Source organism: Pyrinomonas sp., from assembly GCF_040289685.1.
Classification (GTDB): Bacteria; Acidobacteriota; Blastocatellia; order Pyrinomonadales; family Pyrinomonadaceae; genus Pyrinomonas.
The window spans coordinates 44,994-62,410 of the sequence record NZ_PSLQ01000005.1; the positions used below are offsets into that span (position 1 = coordinate 44,994).

Annotated in this window: 13 protein-coding genes and 2 pseudogenes; 5 read left to right on the plus strand and 10 right to left on the minus strand. The window is 59.9% G+C overall.

The window, feature by feature from the left end; translation table 11 throughout:
• Nucleotides 1–538 precede the first annotated feature (538 nt).
• The 3 genes and pseudogenes from sdhB to C4334_RS02435 form a co-directional block, all read right to left on the minus strand.
• Nucleotides 539–1,303: a succinate dehydrogenase iron-sulfur subunit gene (gene sdhB / locus C4334_RS02425; RefSeq protein ID WP_352430489.1), complete on the minus strand. Its 765-nt coding sequence runs from the start codon at nucleotides 1,301–1,303 to the stop codon at nucleotides 539–541.
• 269 nt (nucleotides 1,304–1,572) lie between these two features.
• A pseudogene (sdhA, locus tag C4334_RS02430) lies at nucleotides 1,573–3,351 on the minus strand (succinate dehydrogenase flavoprotein subunit); the annotation flags it as partial.
• Nucleotide 3,352: 1 nt separating this feature from the next.
• Complete coding sequence (locus C4334_RS02435; RefSeq protein WP_352430490.1) at nucleotides 3,353–4,027, minus strand: succinate dehydrogenase cytochrome b558 subunit; 675 nt, start codon at nucleotides 4,025–4,027, stop codon at nucleotides 3,353–3,355.
• Nucleotides 4,028–4,149: 122 nt separating this feature from the next.
• Here C4334_RS02435 and C4334_RS02440 point away from each other — a divergent pair, with 122 nt between their 5' ends.
• The 3 genes from C4334_RS02440 to C4334_RS02450 all read left to right on the plus strand — a co-directional run bounded on the left by C4334_RS02440 (nucleotide 4,150) and on the right by C4334_RS02450 (nucleotide 6,521).
• Nucleotides 4,150–5,046 (plus strand): LysR family transcriptional regulator, encoded by an 897-nt coding sequence (locus C4334_RS02440; RefSeq protein WP_352430491.1) that lies wholly within the window; start codon nucleotides 4,150–4,152, stop codon nucleotides 5,044–5,046.
• A gap of 137 nt (nucleotides 5,047–5,183) precedes the next feature.
• The gene (locus C4334_RS02445; RefSeq protein ID WP_352430492.1) at nucleotides 5,184–6,203 is read left to right on the plus strand and encodes an SPFH domain-containing protein; all 1,020 of its coding nucleotides are present in this window, start codon (nucleotides 5,184–5,186) and stop codon (nucleotides 6,201–6,203) included.
• A gap of 123 nt (nucleotides 6,204–6,326) precedes the next feature.
• Complete coding sequence (locus C4334_RS02450; protein WP_352430493.1) at nucleotides 6,327–6,521, plus strand: hypothetical protein; 195 nt, start codon at nucleotides 6,327–6,329, stop codon at nucleotides 6,519–6,521.
• A gap of 21 nt (nucleotides 6,522–6,542) precedes the next feature.
• Here the strand turns inward: C4334_RS02450 and thpR are convergent, their stop codons facing one another.
• From thpR to C4334_RS02475, 5 genes and pseudogenes are all read right to left on the minus strand, one after another.
• Entirely contained in the window at nucleotides 6,543–7,157 is a 615-nt protein-coding gene (gene thpR, locus C4334_RS02455; protein ID WP_352430494.1) for an RNA 2',3'-cyclic phosphodiesterase, read from the minus strand.
• An 88-nt stretch (nucleotides 7,158–7,245) separates the two neighbouring features.
• Nucleotides 7,246–9,692: pseudogene (locus C4334_RS02460) on the minus strand (penicillin acylase family protein).
• A gap of 225 nt (nucleotides 9,693–9,917) precedes the next feature.
• Nucleotides 9,918–10,811 (minus strand): endonuclease/exonuclease/phosphatase family protein, encoded by an 894-nt coding sequence (locus tag C4334_RS02465; protein ID WP_352430495.1) that lies wholly within the window; start codon nucleotides 10,809–10,811, stop codon nucleotides 9,918–9,920.
• A 196-nt stretch (nucleotides 10,812–11,007) separates the two neighbouring features.
• Complete coding sequence (locus C4334_RS02470; RefSeq protein WP_352430496.1) at nucleotides 11,008–11,937, minus strand: diacylglycerol/lipid kinase family protein; 930 nt, start codon at nucleotides 11,935–11,937, stop codon at nucleotides 11,008–11,010.
• Nucleotides 11,938–12,091: 154 nt separating this feature from the next.
• The gene (locus tag C4334_RS02475) at nucleotides 12,092–12,838 is read right to left on the minus strand and encodes an MBL fold metallo-hydrolase (RefSeq protein WP_352430497.1); all 747 of its coding nucleotides are present in this window, start codon (nucleotides 12,836–12,838) and stop codon (nucleotides 12,092–12,094) included.
• Between the two features lie 126 nt (nucleotides 12,839–12,964).
• Between C4334_RS02475 and C4334_RS02480 the strand changes: the two genes are divergently transcribed.
• Nucleotides 12,965–14,152: a pyridoxal phosphate-dependent aminotransferase gene (locus C4334_RS02480; protein ID WP_352430498.1), complete on the plus strand. Its 1,188-nt coding sequence runs from the start codon at nucleotides 12,965–12,967 to the stop codon at nucleotides 14,150–14,152.
• A 133-nt stretch (nucleotides 14,153–14,285) separates the two neighbouring features.
• On the opposite strand, the gene C4334_RS02485 is transcribed toward C4334_RS02480, so the two are convergent.
• Nucleotides 14,286–15,635 carry a flavin monoamine oxidase family protein gene (locus C4334_RS02485; RefSeq protein WP_352430499.1) on the minus strand — a complete coding sequence of 450 codons (1,350 nt, stop codon included), beginning with the start codon at nucleotides 15,633–15,635 and terminating at the stop codon, nucleotides 14,286–14,288.
• Between the two features lie 193 nt (nucleotides 15,636–15,828).
• On the opposite strand from C4334_RS02485, the gene bshB1 reads away from it, so the two are divergent.
• The gene (bshB1, locus tag C4334_RS02490; protein WP_352430500.1) at nucleotides 15,829–16,569 is read left to right on the plus strand and encodes a bacillithiol biosynthesis deacetylase BshB1; all 741 of its coding nucleotides are present in this window, start codon (nucleotides 15,829–15,831) and stop codon (nucleotides 16,567–16,569) included.
• Between the two features lie 85 nt (nucleotides 16,570–16,654).
• Here the strand turns inward: bshB1 and C4334_RS02495 are convergent, their stop codons facing one another.
• Nucleotides 16,655–17,200, minus strand: a complete 546-nt coding sequence (locus C4334_RS02495) for a NifU family protein (protein WP_352430501.1) — start codon at nucleotides 17,198–17,200, stop codon at nucleotides 16,655–16,657.
• Between the last annotated feature and the right edge of the window lie 217 nt (nucleotides 17,201–17,417).

Here is a 17,417-nt window from a genome sequence, read left to right on the forward strand (position 1 = left end):
GCAGAACTTCAAACGTAATCATCAATGCTTTTGCCGCGCCGAAGGAGATAGAGGCCGAATCGTTTTTTATCCCGGTTACAGCGATACTTGTGATGGGCGCGCAGAACTTCAAACGTAATCATCAATGCTTTTGCCGCGCCGAAGGAGATAGAGGCCGAATCGTTTTTTATCCCGGTTACAGCGATAGAAATCTTCGACCAGGTAGCCTGCTGCGAGCGCCGCCGTGAAGGCCCACTGCGTCGCCGTGCGCCACTTGGCGGCTAGGTGGCCGTCTTGTTACCCCAAAGCGTTGATGATCTTTGTATTGGTCGGCCAATAGGCTGAGTTTGCCGAAATTTAAGTGGGGCTCGGGGCTTGCAACGGATCTAAGTTATGCGCGAGATCCCTTGGGCCAAGGCGCGTTCGCGTTGTGCTCACTTGAGCTTATAACTTTGGATTGCGGCTATGACCGTAGCTCAACCGGATCGAGTTCGAGCGGTTTTCAATTGGAGAGGCTTTTCGCACAGAAAAGCCTCTCGTTGACGCGGCGACCTCAACATCATTGACGCAGCCAGCCGAACAAGCCGCGCCAAGTCGTCTCGCGGTTCTCTTCGTAGATGGCTTTCGTCAAGGGGAGCTTCATCGGACAGACGCGGACGCAGTTCTGCGCGTTGCCGCACTTGTGAATTCCGTCCTCTTCCATTAAGACCTGTAGGCGGTCATCGCGCGTCATCTTGCCGGTCGGGTGCATGTTCATCAGACGTACCTGCGCGATCGCCTGCGGTCCGATGTAGTTGCCGTCGCCGTATTGCGGACAGGCTTCCAAACAGCAGCCGCACGTCATGCAGCGCGAATAGGCGTATCGCTCATCGACCTCTTCTTGCGACATGCGTGGCCCCGGCCCGAGGTCGTAAGTCCCATCTATTTCGATCCATGCCTTGACGCGCTTCAGATGCTCGAACATCTCGGAGCGATCGACGACGAGATCTCGCACGTTCGGGAATTTCGACATCGGTTCGAGCGTGATCGGCTGCTCCAGTTGGTCCACCAAAGCCGAACAGGATTGGCGCACGCGCCCGTTGATCACCATCGTGCAGATGCCGCAGACCTGCTCCAAGCAGTTCATCTCCCAGACGACGGGCGTGGTCCGTTTACCGTCTTTGGTAATCGGGTTCTTTCTGATCTCCATCAAACAGGAGATGATGTTCATGTTCGGACGATAGGGAATGGTGAACTCTTCCCAGTAAGGCTCCGCCTGCGGATTGGCGCGTCGGCGGATTCTGAGTTCGATGACGTCTGGCTTCTTCCCATTTTTCGCGCTCATAGTTTGTCCGATTTGCCTCCCGCGTCTTCGATCCCTTTACTTTGTTCCTGACTGGTCTTCGGTCGCTCGTTTACGAGCTGTTCGACCTGCTCTTTATCCTGTGCCCAGATGACGGGGCCGCTCAAGTCGCGTGGCTTCTGCTCCCAACCTTCGGTCGGGATCTGCTGCGCCGACTCAGGCACTGGCAACCCCGACGCCGTCGCTTGCTCGCGGATCTCTTTCGAAGCGTGTTGTACTGCCGCGGTCGCGACGTTCACGGTGTCGGGCGTCTTCGCTTTGCTGTAGTCGCGCTTGCGCGGCTTGATCAGGCTCACATCGACCGGAAGGTAGGAGAAGACCGGACCTTCGTCCGAGTATTCGGCGATGGTCGTCTTCAACCAGTTCTCATCGTCGCGTTCGGGGAACTCCGGTTTGTAATGCGCGCCGCGCGATTCATTGCGATTGAGCGCGCCCAAAGTGATGACGCGCGCAAGCTGAAGCATGTTGTAGAGCTGACGCGCGTGCGGCAACGCGTGCGTCGCCCACATATTCGAATCGTTCAACGAGATGCGCTGGTAGCGGTCGAGCAATTCGAGGAGTTTGTTGTCCGTTTCTTTGAGCCTATCGTTGTAGCGTATGACGGTGACGTTTTCGGTCATCCACCGGCCCATCTCTTCGTGGATGGCGTACTGGTTCTCGTTGCCCGTCTGGCGGATGAGACGTTCATTGATCTCTTGCTGCCGTTTCACCTCGTCTTCGTAGATCTTGGAGCCGTCGGCCCCGTTGCGTTCGATGTTCTTCGCGTACTCGATGGCCGCCGGAGCGGCGACGAAGCCACCGTAGACGCAGGAGACGAGGGAGTTGGCGCCGAGGCGGTTCGCGCCGTGGATCGAGAAGTCGCATTCGCCGGCGGCAAGCAAGCCCGGAATGTTGGTCCGCTGGTTGTAGTCAACCCACAAACCGCCCATCGAGTAGTGGACGCCGGGGAAGATGCGCATCGGGACATGACGCGGATCGTCACCGACGAACATCTCGTAGATCTCGAGGATGGCGCCGAGCTTGCGGTTGAGGACCTCTTCCGGGATGTGCGTCAGGTCGAGGTAGACTTGGTTCTTGCCGCCGACGCCGTACCCTTGCAAGCAGACCATGAAGATCTCGCGCGTCGCGATATCGCGCGGGACCAAATTGCCGTAGGCCGGATACTTCTCCTCGAGGAAGTACCAGCGCTCCTTTTCGGGGATCTCCTGCGGCGGACGTGTGTCGCCTTTCTTGCGCGGCACCCAGACGCGCCCGCCCTCGCCGCGCGCCGATTCGGACATCAAACGGAGTTTATCTTCGCCCGGAATGGCCGTCGGATGAACCTGTATGAACTCGCCGTTGGCGTAACGCGCGCCCTGCTGGTAGCAAGCGCTGACGGCGCTGCCCGTACAGACTTGCGAATTGGTCGATTTGCCGAAGATCAACCCTGGACCGCCTGTCGCCATGATCACGGCATCGGCGGGAAAGGCTCGAACCTCAAGCGTCTGCCGATTCATCGCGACGATGCCGCGACAGACTTGATGACTATCGAGCACGAGCGAGAGCAGCTCCCACCCTTCGTACTTCGTCACGCGCCCCAAGGCTTCGTAGCGGCGCACCTGTTCATCGAGCGCGTAAAGGAGCTGTTGTCCTGTGGAAGCGCCGGCGAAAGCCGTGCGGTGGTGAAGCGTGCCGCCGAAGCGACGAAAGTCGAGCAAGCCCTCTTTAGTGCGCGAAAAGGGCACGCCCATGCGATCGAAAAGATAGATGATCGACGGAGCCATCTCGCACATCGCCTTGACCGGCGGCTGGTCGGCGAGAAAGTCGCCGCCGTAGACCGTGTCGTCGAAGTGCTTCCACGGCGAATCGCCTTCGCCCTTGGTGTTAACCGCCGCGTTGATGCCGCCTTGCGCGCAGACCGAGTGGGACCGGCGCACGGCGACGACCGAAAATAGGTCCACGTGATGGCCAGCCTCGGCGATCTTCATCGCCGCCGAAAGTCCGGCCAAGCCCCCACCGACAACTGCGATGCGAATGTCGTTCTTGGCCATGCTAGTACAAGATACCTCCCAGAAGTCCTCCCGGACGGATGAACGCCACTGCGGCGTTGAGGCCGACGAAAAGAAGCGCCGCGCCGAACGCCATGCAGGCATAGCCGACGGCGCGTTGCGCACTCGGTCCGATCACGACGCCCCAGTCAACCAGAAAGAGCCAGATGCCGTTAGCCAAGTGCCATACTGTCGCCGTGATGCCGACGACGTAAACGGCGAAGATCAACGGCAACTGAAATTCACGCGAGACGATCTCGAACGCCATGTCCGGATGGTGCGCAACCGCCAGATCGTTCAATCCTGGGATCATCCCGAAGCGAAAGTTGAGCACGTGAAACGTGATGAAGAAGAAGAGGATGATCCCGGTGACACGCTGGATCAGGTAGAACCAGTTGCGCGCATACGGATAGTGCAGGTTGTTGGGGCGCATCTCCCACGTAATCAACAGCCCGTAAACGGCGTGGTAGATGAGCGGAATGAAGATGCCGAAGATCTCGATCAACAAAATGTACGGGATGCCCTGCAAATCGACCACGGCTTGATTGAAAGCTTCGCTCCCAAGCATCGCCTTGGAGTTGGTGTAAAAGTGTTCGAGCAAAAAGATGCCGAGCGGGACTATTCCCGAAAGCTGATGTATCTTGCGCAAGATAAAGGTTCGACTCGGACGTACAGCCATCTTCCACTCCGTCGCCTCTGAACGCTTCGTGATTGCACACCGAGCCTATTTTAAGCGATAATCCTTTATAAGGTAAAATGAAAAATTTTGACCAAGAATCTAAAGGTTTCTAATCAAGGGCGATGCAACTCGAAACGCTCAAGATCTTTTGCGACTTGGTCGAGACGCGGAGCTTTTCGCAAGCGGCCGAGCGCAACTTGGTGACGCAATCGGCCGTCAGCCAGCAGGTGCGCGCGCTTGAAGAGAAGTTTCGGCGACGGTTGCTGGAACGCGTGCGCGGGCGGCGCGATATCCGTTTGACGGAGGCGGGCGAAGTCTTCTACGAAGAGAGCCGCAAGGTGCTCGCGGCGTACGAGAATCTGGAAGAGCGGATGCGTTCTTTGACCGGAAGCGTCAGCGGCACGGTGCGCGTCGCCACCGTTTACAGCGTCGGGTTGCATGAGCTTCCGCCGGTGGTTCGACGCTTCATGACGCTTTTCCCGGAGGCCAAAATAGATCTCGAATACAGCCGGACGACGCGCATCGTGCGCGATGTGTTGAACGGTGCAGTCGATCTCGGCATCGTCGCCTATCCGGAGAAGAAACGCGGCCTTGAAGTGGTTCCGTTGCAAGGGGACCGTTTGGTGCTCATCTGCCCGCCGGGCCATCCATTGGCGAAAAAGCGCACGGTGAGCGCCAAAGATCTCGACGGCGAGGGTTTCATCCTCTTCGAGCGCGACATCCCGACACGACGCGCGACAGACCGCATTCTGCGGTCCTACGGCGTTTCGGTCCGGCGCGTGGTCGAGTTCGATAACATCGAGACGATCAAACGTGCCGTTGAAGTCGGCATGGGGTTAGCGATTGTGCCTCGTCCGAGCGTGCTCGACGAACAGCGAAGCGGACAATTGGCCGTGGTGGCGCTGGCCGAGCCGGAGTGGAAACGCTCGGTCGGGATCATCTACCGCAGCGACCGCGCGTTGAGCACAGTGGCGAAAAAGTTCATCGAGCTGTTGGTGGCGGAGCAGGGGGCGAAGTAGAATCTTCAACGTAAGGAGCGAGCGCGCGGTCGAGCGCCGCCCGCGTTGAGCAAAGAGACGCTCATGATCGCGCACGCCGAACCGCACGCGCGGGCGTGTCGGCTAGCGGGTCAAGCAGCGAAACGGAGGTACGAGACATGGATTTCTTCCCGCTTTTTCTCCTCTTCTTTCTGGCCATTTCCGCCTTGGTGATCGCTTCCAAAACGATCAAGATCGTGCCGCAGGCGACCGTCATGTTGATCGAAAGGTTGGGCCGGTTCAGTCGGTTGGCGACCAGCGGCTTGAACGTCATCGTCCCGTTTCTGGACCGGCCGCGCGCCGTTTACTGGACTGGGACGCGCTCCGGCCTTACTTCCATCGACCTGCGCGAGCAGTTCATCGATCTGCCGCCGCAGCCCGTGATCACGCGCGATAACGTGACGATCCACGTCGATTCGGTCGTCTATTGGCAGATCACCGATCCGATCAAGGCCGTTTACGAAGTAGCTGATTTGGTCGGCGCGATCATCCAGTTGACCATCACCGGCATGCGCTCCGTGATCGGCGAAATGGACTTGGATCACACGCTTTCGTCGCGCGAGCAGATCAATTCGAAGCTGCGCGTCATACTCGATGAAGCGACCGATAAGTGGGGCGTCAAAGTGACGCGCGTCGATGTCAAGAACATCTCGCCGCCCGAAGACGTGCGCGTGACGATGGAAAAACAGATGACCGCCGAACGCAACCGACGCGCGCTCGTGCTTCAAGCCGAAGGCGAAAAGCAGGCGGCCATCGCGCGCGCCGAGGGCGAAAAGCAAGCGGCGATCACGCGCGCCGAGGGCGAAAAGGAGGCCGCTATTCTGCAAGCCGAAGGTGCTGCGCAAGCCCGTCTGCGTGCTGCCGCCGCAGAGGCCGAAGCCATCGCGCGCATTTCGCAATCCCTGCTCGGACAGGGAGACCCATCGCACTACTTGTTGACCACGCGCTACATCGAGAGCCTGAAAGAGATGGCGCGCGCCAACAATTCAAAAGTGATCTTCATGCCGGTTGAAACGGCCAGCGTGTTGTCAAGCGTCGGAGCGATCAAAGAGGTCTTCACCGAGACCGGCGAAAAACGGGATGAAGAAGAGACCACAGCCGCGCTCCCGCCAGGACGCACGCGCCAACTGCCCCGCTGATGAATTGAATCAGTCGGGCGTTGACGGCGAGCAAAGTCTCAGTCAACCATCTCACGGCTCGTAGCCGAGGGGAGGAGCCGCCGGGAAAGGATTGGTGGCAGTACGTTCATCACAGAGGACCCCGTGTGCGCGCGCACGACATCCGATCTTTCCGTCGGTTACGATCTCGCGAGGTCCTCGTCGCGTCGCCTTCGCCTGCAACTCGACGCGCTCAATCTGACGAACCGCATTGGTTTGTACAACTTCCTTTCGGTCTTCGGCGGAACCAACTACGCGCCGCCGCGCTCCTTCAACGCGCAACTCAGATGCCTGTTTTGAAGCGAGCGGGCCGTTCGATGGTTAAACTTCATGGCCCAAGTCGAACGAGGCGAGCGAGGTGTAACGTGAGCCTTCGGGGCGAAGCTCGCTGCGCATGATGACGACCTCTCGAACGGTGAAACGCCGACTCTCGATCGCCGTCTCCAGATGGAGGGCGAGGAGCGGCGGCGCTTGCGTGCGAAGTCGCGCGATGGTGACGTGCGGATGAAAGGATTTGGTCTCCGGCGGAAAGCCCTGTTTGCGACACTCCGCTTCGAGCTTTTGTTGCAACGCGGCGAGTCGTCCGGTCGGATCGTTCAGGCCGATCCAGAGCACGCGTGCTGGTCCACGCGGCGGAAAGACTCCTGGTCCGCCCAATTGTAGTTCGAAGGACGCGATTCGTTCGGTCGCTCTTTGGACGGCGAGCGCCAGCGCCGACAGCCGCGTCGTCTCGATCTCGCCCAAGAACTTGAGCGTCAGATGAAGTTTCTCGCTCGCTTCCCACCGCGCTGCCGTTCCATACGCAGACGAACGCAGCTTTTCGCTTCGGGCCGCGATGAGCGCGCGCAACTCGGCGGGAAGCTCGATGGCGCAAAAGAGGCGCGCTCGTTCCGTGTGGTTTGCGCGCGATCCTTTCGGTCTGTCCGTTGCTCTCATTGTGCGCGAGAGACCTCAGAGTTCAGGGCTCGGAACGCAGAACTAGGAGAAGCATCCGCCGCCGTTCTCTTACGCGAGAAGGATCCATTTATTTCCCGTTCGCTGTCGTCAACGGGGAGAACACCGTGACGAGTTTCGACATGGCAGCGATGGCTTCGGCGGAGAAGGGGAAAGCGCTCGGGCGCGCGGCGAGCCATTCTTCGAGTTGATCTTTCCAGTGTGCGCTTGATGGAGCGCCCGATTCGCCGAGCGCGATCCCTTGTCGCGTCCGATCCCAATCGCTCGCATCGGCGATGAAGCGCATCGAGACGCCCGCTCCGACGTTGATCGTCGCGATCAATCCGTTGCCGCTACCGCGTTGCGGCACAGGGGGGATGGCGAACGCCTGTCCGATCAACGGGATGGAGGCGAGCGGATGTGGAAAGCGGGCTTGAGCGTAGCGCCCCCAAGTCCATGCGTTTTCGTCTTGGCCCAAACGCGCGATCAGCGCCCGACGTGCATCGTCGTAGCAGGCGCGCACCAGTTCTCGATAGGTTTTGAATTCGCTGGGCAACCATTCCGCCGGACGTTCCACGATCAATCGGTCGAGCAAGGTCGCCTCGTTGCCCCAACGGAAATCGCGCGCACGCTCCGGTCCGATCGCTGCGGCGATGATGCGCTGACGAAAAGCTTGCTTCATTTCGGCGACGAGCGGCGCGGCGCGCGAAGCGGGCTCGAGCTTGCCATCCCAACTGGCGAGCGTGTCAGCGGCGCGCTTCGTCGCCTCATCGGTAGCATAGTCACGGAGCAGCGTTGCGGCTTCGCGCGCAAACAGGTGCCCGCCGATGGAATAAGTGTCGCCTTGAATCCGTTCGAAGTCCTCTATGCTCAATTTGCTTTTGGCGGTCAGCAGTTCGTATATCCGGCGAGAACGGTATGGCGCGGACCAATTGTGCGTCAAATGGTACGGATAATCTTGGCCGACGACGCGGCTATTGGCCGTAACGATCACACCCGAAGGCGGGTCGAAAACATGCGGCAACTTTTCAAACGGAATATAGTCGATCCATTCGCCCTCGTCGGTCGCTCCGTCGTACGGCAAGCTGCCATCGCCTGAACGGCGGATGGGGATCATGCCAGCCCCGTAGTAACCGATGTGACCGTTGACATCGGCGTAAACGAAGTTCTGAGTCGGGCCGCGATACTGACGCAAAGCGGCGCAGAATTCGGCCCAGTTGCGCGCTCGGTTGAGCCGGTAAAAGGCTTCGAACTCAATGGCGTTCGGATCGAGAGCGGTCCATCGCAGGGCGTAGCGTTCGTCACCGCGCTCGATAATGATCGGTCCATGGCGCGTGACGGCCACCTCTTGGACCACGACATCCGTCGCTGTATCGGTGAAGTTGCGCCTGACTTTGATCTCCTCGCGGCGCATCTCGGCAACTTGCCAGCCTCGCGGCGTCTGGTAGCGTCGCGGGTCGGCGCGGTCGAACTTCTCGCGGTAAAGGTCTTGTACGTCTGGACCGAGGTTGGTTGCGCCCCATGCGATGCGTTCGTTGTGGCCCAGAATGACGCCCGGCGCGCCCGGCGCCGTCACCCCGGCCACGCGCATGCCCGGGGCGGATAGGTGAACCATGTGCCAGATGGAAGGCGCGGACGCGGGTAGGTGCGGATCGTTGGCGAGCAGCGGTTGCCCGCTCATCGTGCGCCCGCCACGACCCAGTTGTTGCTTGCGGCAAGATCCTCGACGTACAGCCCGACTCTTTCGAGCGCGCGCCGGTCCAGCTCCATCGCGCGCTTCATCTCGGCCAGCACCGATGGGCTCACGGAAGCGGACGTGTGGGCCACTTCGATGCGGCTCGATTGCTCGAACGCGGGCCGTCCACGCCGTTGATCGCTCCCGACGATGATGACGTCGAGCGGCGACGCGCTTGGCAGCAACTGGCGACGCTTCTCTGCTGGAAGATCGAGCAGCGAGGCCCGCATCAGGTCCAGTTGCCAAGTCGTCGAGAGGACTTCGGCGAATATCTTCCCAACGACGATCGAGTCGGTTGGTTGCCACGCGCGCGGGCGATAACGCAAGAGGCGAAATTCTGCCGGAAGTTGTTCTTCGGTAAGCGACGCGATCAAAGCGTTGACGCCGCGCGCATAAGCTTCAAGGGCGCGGCGCGTTTCAGGCGACGCCTTGGCGTAAGCCGCTTCGGCCAGCGATGCGAAGCCATACAGTCTTCGGCGTTTGTCCTCTTCGAGCGTCGTTTTGCCGAAGATCTCCGATAACTCGCCGCGCGCCGTGCGCCGCAGCAGGTCCATCTGCCACAACCTATCGCTCGCCGTCACGTAGCCTTGCGCGAAGTACAGATCATCTTCGGTTTGGGCTTCGATGTATGGAATGCCGCGCCCATCGCGACGCAGGCTTACGCGCGCTTGCAGTCCCGGCAACTGCAACAGGCGCGGCAGCTCGAGCACGTCGTTTTGTCGGACATCTTGCGCGCCGAGCGCATGGGCGATCAACAGAACTGTAACGGGGGCGATCAGAGCAACCGCTGCTTTTTTCACCATTTGACCTCGAACCAGCAGAGTTCAAACGAGATCTTCGGATGATAAACAATCGCGTGTCTCCTCGACAATAGCCCTAATAGCCCTAGGTCGCTTGCCTTCAGGTGCGAATTCGGCACCTTCCCGCAATCGATTCAAGGCTGACGCGGCGATCCGGAATGTTCGATTCGGTCCCTTCGCTCGCTTCGCCCGTTGACTGTAAGCACTGCCGTTCCTGCCAAGCGCATTTCAATTCAACTCGGCACGGATCCAGAGCGGCCAATGATCGGAGTAATCTATGCGGCGCGCGATGCCCCAAGCTGTGGGTTTGAAACCGCGCAACCAGATCCAATCTAGCTTAAGGTCTAGCATCTTCAGCCCGAGCGTTGTGAACTGCCAAGTCGGTTGATCGTCGGCAAACGGCGTCGCAAACCCCGCTTGCTCGAAGAGACGGCGCGTGCCTTTGATCGCGGCGACTTCAGCCGTGTTGAAATCGCCGAGCACGATGGCTCGGTTGATCGGCGAACGTCGTTCGAGGTCTTTCAAGATGGTGCGCAATTGCTCCATCTTCTGCCAAACTTCAATGCGCGTCTCCGAGTGAACGACGTAGACGCGCACCGAACGGTCGGGCGCGAGTTGAACCGTCGCTCCCAGCGCGACGCGACGCCGTGCGCGCGGACCTGGGTGCGGCAGTACGAGCCTTTCGATCTCGGTCAGCGGATAAGGGCTGAACAGGGCTACGCCCGTCTCCTCTTCTGTGACATCAGCCGCTTGTGGCGGCGCGGCCCAAGCGTAGTTCATTCCGAGCCTTTCCGCTATCAAGCGCGCCGTGTTGGTGTAGGCACTGCGCTTCTTTCGGCGATCGACTTCCTGTAATCCGATGATCTGTGCGCTGCCGATCTCGACATCGGTTTGAAGAAGACGAATGATCTCTTCCAATTCCTGGCCGCTGCGCCAGCGTATGTTGTACGAAACGATCTTGATTTCGCGCGGCACGCGTGGCGCGGGCGTGCGCGCAAGCGCTCCCGTTTCGAGCAGCGCCGCGTCGTCGCCCCAAGTCGAAGAGAACCAAATGGATTCCGCGCCGGAGCGGAGAAAAAGCGCCGCAATGAGGATGCAAGCGAAACCCAGACTGCACCGCATAACGACACAAATTCTAACGCCAAAAGCGGAAGAGCGGAACTACCGCTGGATGCTTGCGGAGCGAATCTTTCGGCGCCCTTCAGGGATGTTGGAAGCGATGTTGCAAAACGATGATCTGGCGTCGCTTTCACAACAGAACCTCAGCCTCTCGCCACGCGAAGACCGCGATGAGGCATCCATCGTCGAGCCAAGCGCGTCACTGCGACGTCGCGTCATCAGATGAATAGGGCACTTCGCCGGCGATGAAGCGCGCTGCTTTGGGCAACACACGATAGCGGCACTCGCGCGTTTCGAACACCTCGCCGTCCGTGTTCACCTTGACTGCGCGCGCGAACTCCATTCTCAGTTCGTGCGCCTTGAAATAGTGGACGCGTTCTTCTTCTACATGGTCGCCGCTCGACACGCGCGTCAGCAAGCCGATGAAATCGAGCGTCGGCATCGCTTCGATGAGACAAACATCGAGAAGTCCGTCGTCGATGCGCGCATCGGGCGCGATCATCCGCCCTCCGCCGATCAGACGCGAGTTGCAGACAGCGAACATCTGCATCGTGAGCGCGAAGGATTTCTCCTCTTCGATGATCTGCACGCTCGTTTCGACCGGATCGTAGTCGAAGAGCACTTGCGCGCCGCCGACCAAGTAAGCGAGCTTGCCAGCTAAGCTTTTCAAGCGCGGATCGACGGCATCGGAGACTTCGGCGATGAACCCGCCCGCCGAGACGTTGACGAAGAATCTGTCGTTCAATTGTCCGACATCGACTTCAACGGTGCGTCCGGCAAGCAAGATGTCGAGCGTCGTCGGCACGTCCTCAGGCAACCCGAGGGCGACGGCGAAATCGTTGCCCGTTCCGAGCGGTATCAAGCCGAAGATGACGCCGGTTGAAGTTTCGTCAAGACGCATGACGCCGTTGAGGACTTCGTTCAACGTCCCATCGCCGCCAGCGATGAACAAATGGGTGCAACCTTGTTCGACGGCGCGCGCGGCGGCTTGCATCGCATCGCCCGCGCCGGTGGTCATCACGATGTCAAGATCGAGGAACTTCTGCCGCAGACTCTGATTGATCGTTTGCAAGTAGTCTGGAGCGGAATCTGTCCCGGAGACCGGATTGACTATCAGTTTAGCTTTCATCCTCGTATGAACTTTCGACGCTTCGCGCATCGCCACAGCTCGATCCGCGCCTTAGATCGAGCTGTGATCGGTACAGCGACGCGCCGCAAAGGGATTGAATCAAAGGGCACGCGCTGCGCTTTATCCGCAGGTCAACCTACGACAGCGCAATCTTTCAAAGCTCGATTTCGAGTCCATCGTCGGCGAGCCTAAGACCGTTGATCGCGTTCGTCTCGGCGTCATCCCATTCAGGGTAGAGGTGAACCAACACCGTTTTGTCCGCGCCGGCACGCTTTGCGATCTCAGCGGCTTCGTTGAACTCCAGATGCGTGGCGACGGGTTTATCGCGCCGAAACGAGCATTCGATGATGAGCAACGATGCTCCTTGCGCTTCGGTCGCCAACTTTTCGTCGAAACCCGTATCGGAGGTGTAAACGACGATGCGCCCGCGCTCGTCGGTCAAGCGTAAGCCGAGGCTTTCGTCGGTATGCGGCGTTTTGAACGCGCGCGCCGTGAGTTGTGGGCCAATCTCGAACTCTTCGTCTGGTTTGACTTCGCGCACCTCGAGCGGAAAAGGCTGGTCCAGCAGATCGTAGTCGTTGGCGCGGTCGAGTCGTTGGAGCAGGAGCGCCGTCCCGCGCGGACCGTAGATGACGAGCGGATGGCGGCGGGATTGGGTCTGCGGCGCGTACTTGGTGCCGAAGAGAAAAGGAAGCAGGCCGCCGATGTGGTCCAAGTGAAAGTGGCTGAGCCAGATCGCCCCGAGATCCTCCCACGCGAGTCCGTGCGCGGCCATGCGATGAGCTGCATCCGCTCCGCAGTCGAGCAGCAGCGTGGTCTTTTCGGTGGCCAGCCAGTGGGCAGAGGCCGTGCGTTTCGGATGCGGCACGGAGGTGCCCGACCCCAGAATCACGATCTTCATCTTCACTCTTTGATCGGTTTTCCGACTGCGGGAAAGTTAGCAAACCCCACGCGGCAGCGTCAACGCGAAACGGTGCTTTTTGCCAGCCTCTTTCGGTACAATCGAGCGACACAAAGGAGAGGACAGATGAGCGCTCTTGAGCCGAAAAAAGAGCACGTTTCGCGCAAGGCGGGCCTGTTCACCGAATCGGTCATTCGCGAGATGACGCGCGAAGCGATCAAGTACGGCGCGATCAATCTGGCCCAAGGCTTTCCGGACTTCGCCGCGCCCGAAGAGATCAAACGGGCGGCCATCGAAGCGATTGCCGGCGACGTCAATCAGTACGCCATCACGTGGGGGGCGCAACCTTTCCGCCAAGCGATCGCTGACAAGGTTCGCTGGTCGTTGGGACTCGAAATCGATCCTGAAACGGAGATCACCGTTACGTGTGGTTCGACCGAAGGGATGATCGCGGCGATGCTGGCGACGGTCGATCCCGATGAAGAGGTGATCATCTTCGAGCCGTTCTATGAAAACTACGCGCCGGATGCGATCATTTCGGGGGCGCGTCCGCGCTACGTGCCGCTTCATCCGCCGCGCTGGGAGTTCGATCCGGAGGAATTGCGTCGCGCCTTCAACCGTCGGACTAAAGCGATCATCCTCTGCAATCCGAACAACCCTACGGGCAAGGTCTTCACGCGCGAGGAGCTGGAGAGCATCGCCGCGTTCTGCCAAGAATACGACGCGCTCTGTTTGACTGATGAGATCTACGAGCACATCGTGTACGAGCCATGCGCGCATATCTCCATGGCGCAGATCGCTGGGATGCGCGAGCGAACGGTGATCGTCAACTCTTTGTCGAAGACCTATTCGGTAACCGGCTGGCGCGTCGGTTACTGCATCGCGCCGCCAAAGATCACCAGCGCGATTCGCAAGGTGCACGATTTTCTCACCGTCGGTGCCGCCGCTCCATTGCAAGCGGCTGGAACGGCGGCGATGCATCTGCCGCGCGAGTACTATGCCGCGTTGCGCCGCGATTACGCGCGCCGACGTGAACTGCTGCTCGGCGCGCTCGAAGAAGCCGGCTTCGGCGTCTGGCGTCCCGACGGCGCATACTACATCATGACCGACATCAGCCACTTTGGCTTCAGCAATGATATCGAGTTTGCGCGCGCTCTCGTGCGCGACGTGGGCGTCGCTTGCGTGCCTGGCTCCTCTTTCTACAGTCAACCTGCACGTGGAGCACAACAGGTGCGGTTCTGCTTTTGCAAAAAGGAAGAGACATTGCTCGCTGCTGCCGAGCGGTTGCATCGTTTGACGAAACGGGCGCGCTGAAAATGGCCTCCGATGGATTTCGCATAGAGCACGGGTCCGCTTTCGGATCTTGCGCTTGACGCATGGGGAATAGAGGCGCCCGATTCCGAAGAGAAGACGAGCCCTCTTCCGAAGAAAAGGATGGGTCTCCTCTTCAACTCTTTTTAGCGAGCGCGGCGATCACCTCTTCTGCAGCGCGCTGACCGGTCTGCAACGCCCCGTGCACGGTCGCTTCGTGTCCCGCTGTGTTCGTCGCTTCGCCAGCGAAAAAGAGCGTGTCAGCCACTGGCTGAGCCAACGCCTGCGGCGCGTAAAGCCCACCGACTCCGATGTACGAATAACTGCCGCGTGCGAACGGATCAGCGGACCAGTCGTGCCATCGAACCTCTTCGATGAGCGCTTCCATTTCGCGCCGCTCGCTGCCGAAGATACGGCACAAGGAACTTATGGCTTGCTCGACGACGTCGCCGCTAGCGAGCAACCTTTCGGCGCGGCTGCCACCTGCCCAACCGACCAGCACGGGCGTGTGCGCTGGATGCTGCGTCCACCAAGTCGGAAAAGGCTCATCTCGCGCGAAAAGAAAGCCCATCCGCTCCGTCGCTTTTCGCTGATCATATCTTGCGCGAAGAAATTCCGGCCACCAACGACGGCGAAAGATCAGGTTGAGGCGCACGACTTGACCGACCTCGATTTTGAGCATGGCGGCCCGTTTCTCCGAAAGATCGGGAGAGAAGAGAATGGCTCCGCGGGCATCGGGCGAAGCGCGAAGGACGCCGAGCGGGATCGTCACGATGCAGGCGCGAGCGCGGAAAGTCGCGCCCGTACCATCGGCCCTTTGCGCGCAGACGCTGACCGCGCCTTGTTCCCAATAGATCCTTTCGACCACAGTGCAAAGCTCAAGGCGAACATCGCCGCTCAAACGTGCGCACAAATGTTCGATTACCTTTCCGTAGCCGTCGAGCAAACGGAAGGCGCGACCCCCTTCTGTTCGGGCGGAAGCTGCTTCGCCACGAACCAAGGCTTGCGCGCTGATGCGTTCGGCCCGCGCTGCATGAAAACCTTCGACATAGCGCGTCGCTGCCGCGCGCATTTCAGCGAAACGTTCTTCGGCGAAATAAACATCGAGCAGCTTCTGAAAAGGGACGTCCGGTTGGTCCGGCGGCGGCGCGTGTTCGAGAATCAGGTTCATGCTTGCGCCCACGCGCGCGAATTCGCTGCATGGCGCGAGCTTGCCATCTTGGGCGCACCAGCTCACGCCGCGCGCCTCAGCAATGCGCAGCTTGGTCGTTTGCACGATGGACCACAGTTCAGGCGGGCGTCCGTGAATGAACTCCGCGCCCAATTCAATTGGCACGCTCGCGGGCGAACCGGTCGTGTACACACGTCCGCCAATGCGTTCGCGCGCTTCGATGATGCATGTGCGACGTCCCGCTTCGCCGATCCTTTCTGCTGCCGCTAATCCAGCGATTCCAGCGCCGATAACAATTACGTCGAATTCCAACATACGCCGAGCATCAAGTATAAGATGAACGCCGGGAACAGCCGCAATCGCTGCGCAGTTTTTGCTCCTCTTCGCGTGCCGAGCGGCGCACGAAGCCGAGCCGGCGCGAAACTCGCCTTGCTCCACTTCGCGTGCGGTGTTGAGATGTGGTAGATAAACTTTCGGGGCGTTTCTTCAAGCGATTGCAGGTGAACAGATGGAATCGAACGGATTGGACGTGCTGGCGATCTTTTCGCATCCGGATGATGCCGAGTTGAGCGTCGCCGGAACATTGCTGAAGTTGAAATCTCTTGGCTACCGCACGGGCATCGTTGATATGACGCGCGGCGAGATGGGCACGCGCGGGACGCCCGAAGTGCGAGCCGAGGAAGCGCGCGAAGCGGCGCGCCTTCTCGGGTTGGACGTGCGCCTCAACTTGGAGTTGCCGGACGGCCACCTACACGTCACGGAAGAGGCGCGGCGCGCCGTCGTGCGCGTGTTGCGCGCTTACCGTCCGCGCGTTGTCTTCGCGCCTCATTGGGACGACCCACACCCGGACCACGCCAATACGAGCCGCATCGTGCGCGAAGCGGCGCGGTTGGCGACCATGCGCCGGTACGATGAGCATCACGGACAGGAGACGATCAGGATGCCCGCCATCGCTCATCCGGTCCACTCACGCCGCGTCGTCCCTTCGTTCATCGTGGACGTTTCGGATTTCGTTGAGCAGAAGATGGCCGCCATTCGCGCGCATGCCTCGCAGTTCTACCGTCCGGACGCCGATGAACCGCAGACGCGCATCAGTCGCAAAGAGTTTCTCGAGCAGATCGAATGGCGCATGCGTTACTACGGCGCGTTGATCGGCGTCGCGGCTGGCGAAGCCTTCTACGTGCACGAAGCGTTGAACGTCGATGATCCAGTGGCGTTGTTGACGCGCCCGATGAATATCTACTCGTAGGTTCGAGCGACCGCGAGACAGAGCGCAAGCAAGGGCTGGTCCTGCCGCTCCAAAGCGCAGCTTGGCATAGGCGGTCCGGTGACCTTTAGATGGCGATCACTTCCAAATCCGGATCTACTTCGCGCTGCAGTATCCCCTCGATGGCCATGAGCGTGCCCGTCACTGAAGCTGGGCAACTGCCACACGCGCCTTGGTAGTGAACGGTCAACGTGTTTCCATCGAGACCGACCACTTCAAGCCAACCACCGTCGCCGACTAGTGCGGGACGTATGCGTTCGTCGAGGATCTTGTTGATCTGTTGCAGACGAGGATCGTCGCTCGCCGCCGCTTCGATCATCGCCTTGGGCGTTGAGACTTGCTCGCCGAGCGGTGCCGCAGCGCGAATGGGTTCGGCGAGTTTCGGCAAAAGCTCGTCCCAATCAACCTCGTCGTCCTTTTCGACCGTGATCATGCGGTCCATGTAGAAGACCGACACGACGTGGCCGATGTCGAACAACCTTTTGGCGAGCGGGTCGTTCGCGGCCTCGTCCGCGTTCTGGAAAGAGCGTGGCGCGTTAGACACCGGCTCGCGCAGCACGAACTTGACTGCATTTGGGTTGGGCGTCTCTTGAATGTCGGCTATCTTCGGCATCTTTCGCTCCTAGGCGATTATTATACCTCTTTGGATACGAGAGCGCATGTCGCGCGGGATCGAGAAAGGCCAAAAGCCGCTGGGGCCGATTTCGGCGCCCGTCGGCTGAAAAGCTCTGGTTGCGCGGACCTTTGTCAAGTCCTTTGTGTGCATGCCCTTGACAAGCGTGCCCGATAGAAGTAGTTTGCAAGCAGTCTCGCTCACCTATCCTCTACGG

What these genes read in the sequence shown, in the direction of transcription:
- sdhB (WP_352430489.1), bottom strand. Translation starts at nt 1,303, where the DNA reads ATGAGCGCGAAAAATGGGAAGAAGCCAGACGTCATCGAACTCAGAATC.
- C4334_RS02435 (WP_352430490.1), bottom strand. Translation starts at nt 4,027, where the DNA reads ATGGCTGTACGTCCGAGTCGAACCTTTATCTTGCGCAAGATACATCAG.
- C4334_RS02440 (WP_352430491.1), top strand. Translation starts at nt 4,150, where the DNA reads ATGCAACTCGAAACGCTCAAGATCTTTTGCGACTTGGTCGAGACGCGG.
- C4334_RS02445 (WP_352430492.1), top strand. Translation starts at nt 5,184, where the DNA reads ATGGATTTCTTCCCGCTTTTTCTCCTCTTCTTTCTGGCCATTTCCGCC.
- thpR (WP_352430494.1), bottom strand. Translation starts at nt 7,157, where the DNA reads ATGAGAGCAACGGACAGACCGAAAGGATCGCGCGCAAACCACACGGAA.
- C4334_RS02465 (WP_352430495.1), bottom strand. Translation starts at nt 10,811, where the DNA reads ATGCGGTGCAGTCTGGGTTTCGCTTGCATCCTCATTGCGGCGCTTTTT.
- C4334_RS02470 (WP_352430496.1), bottom strand. Translation starts at nt 11,937, where the DNA reads ATGAAAGCTAAACTGATAGTCAATCCGGTCTCCGGGACAGATTCCGCT.
- C4334_RS02475 (WP_352430497.1), bottom strand. Translation starts at nt 12,838, where the DNA reads ATGAAGATCGTGATTCTGGGGTCGGGCACCTCCGTGCCGCATCCGAAA.
- C4334_RS02480 (WP_352430498.1), top strand. Translation starts at nt 12,965, where the DNA reads ATGAGCGCTCTTGAGCCGAAAAAAGAGCACGTTTCGCGCAAGGCGGGC.
- C4334_RS02485 (WP_352430499.1), bottom strand. Translation starts at nt 15,635, where the DNA reads ATGTTGGAATTCGACGTAATTGTTATCGGCGCTGGAATCGCTGGATTA.
- bshB1 (WP_352430500.1), top strand. Translation starts at nt 15,829, where the DNA reads ATGGAATCGAACGGATTGGACGTGCTGGCGATCTTTTCGCATCCGGAT.
- C4334_RS02495 (WP_352430501.1), bottom strand. Translation starts at nt 17,200, where the DNA reads ATGCCGAAGATAGCCGACATTCAAGAGACGCCCAACCCAAATGCAGTC.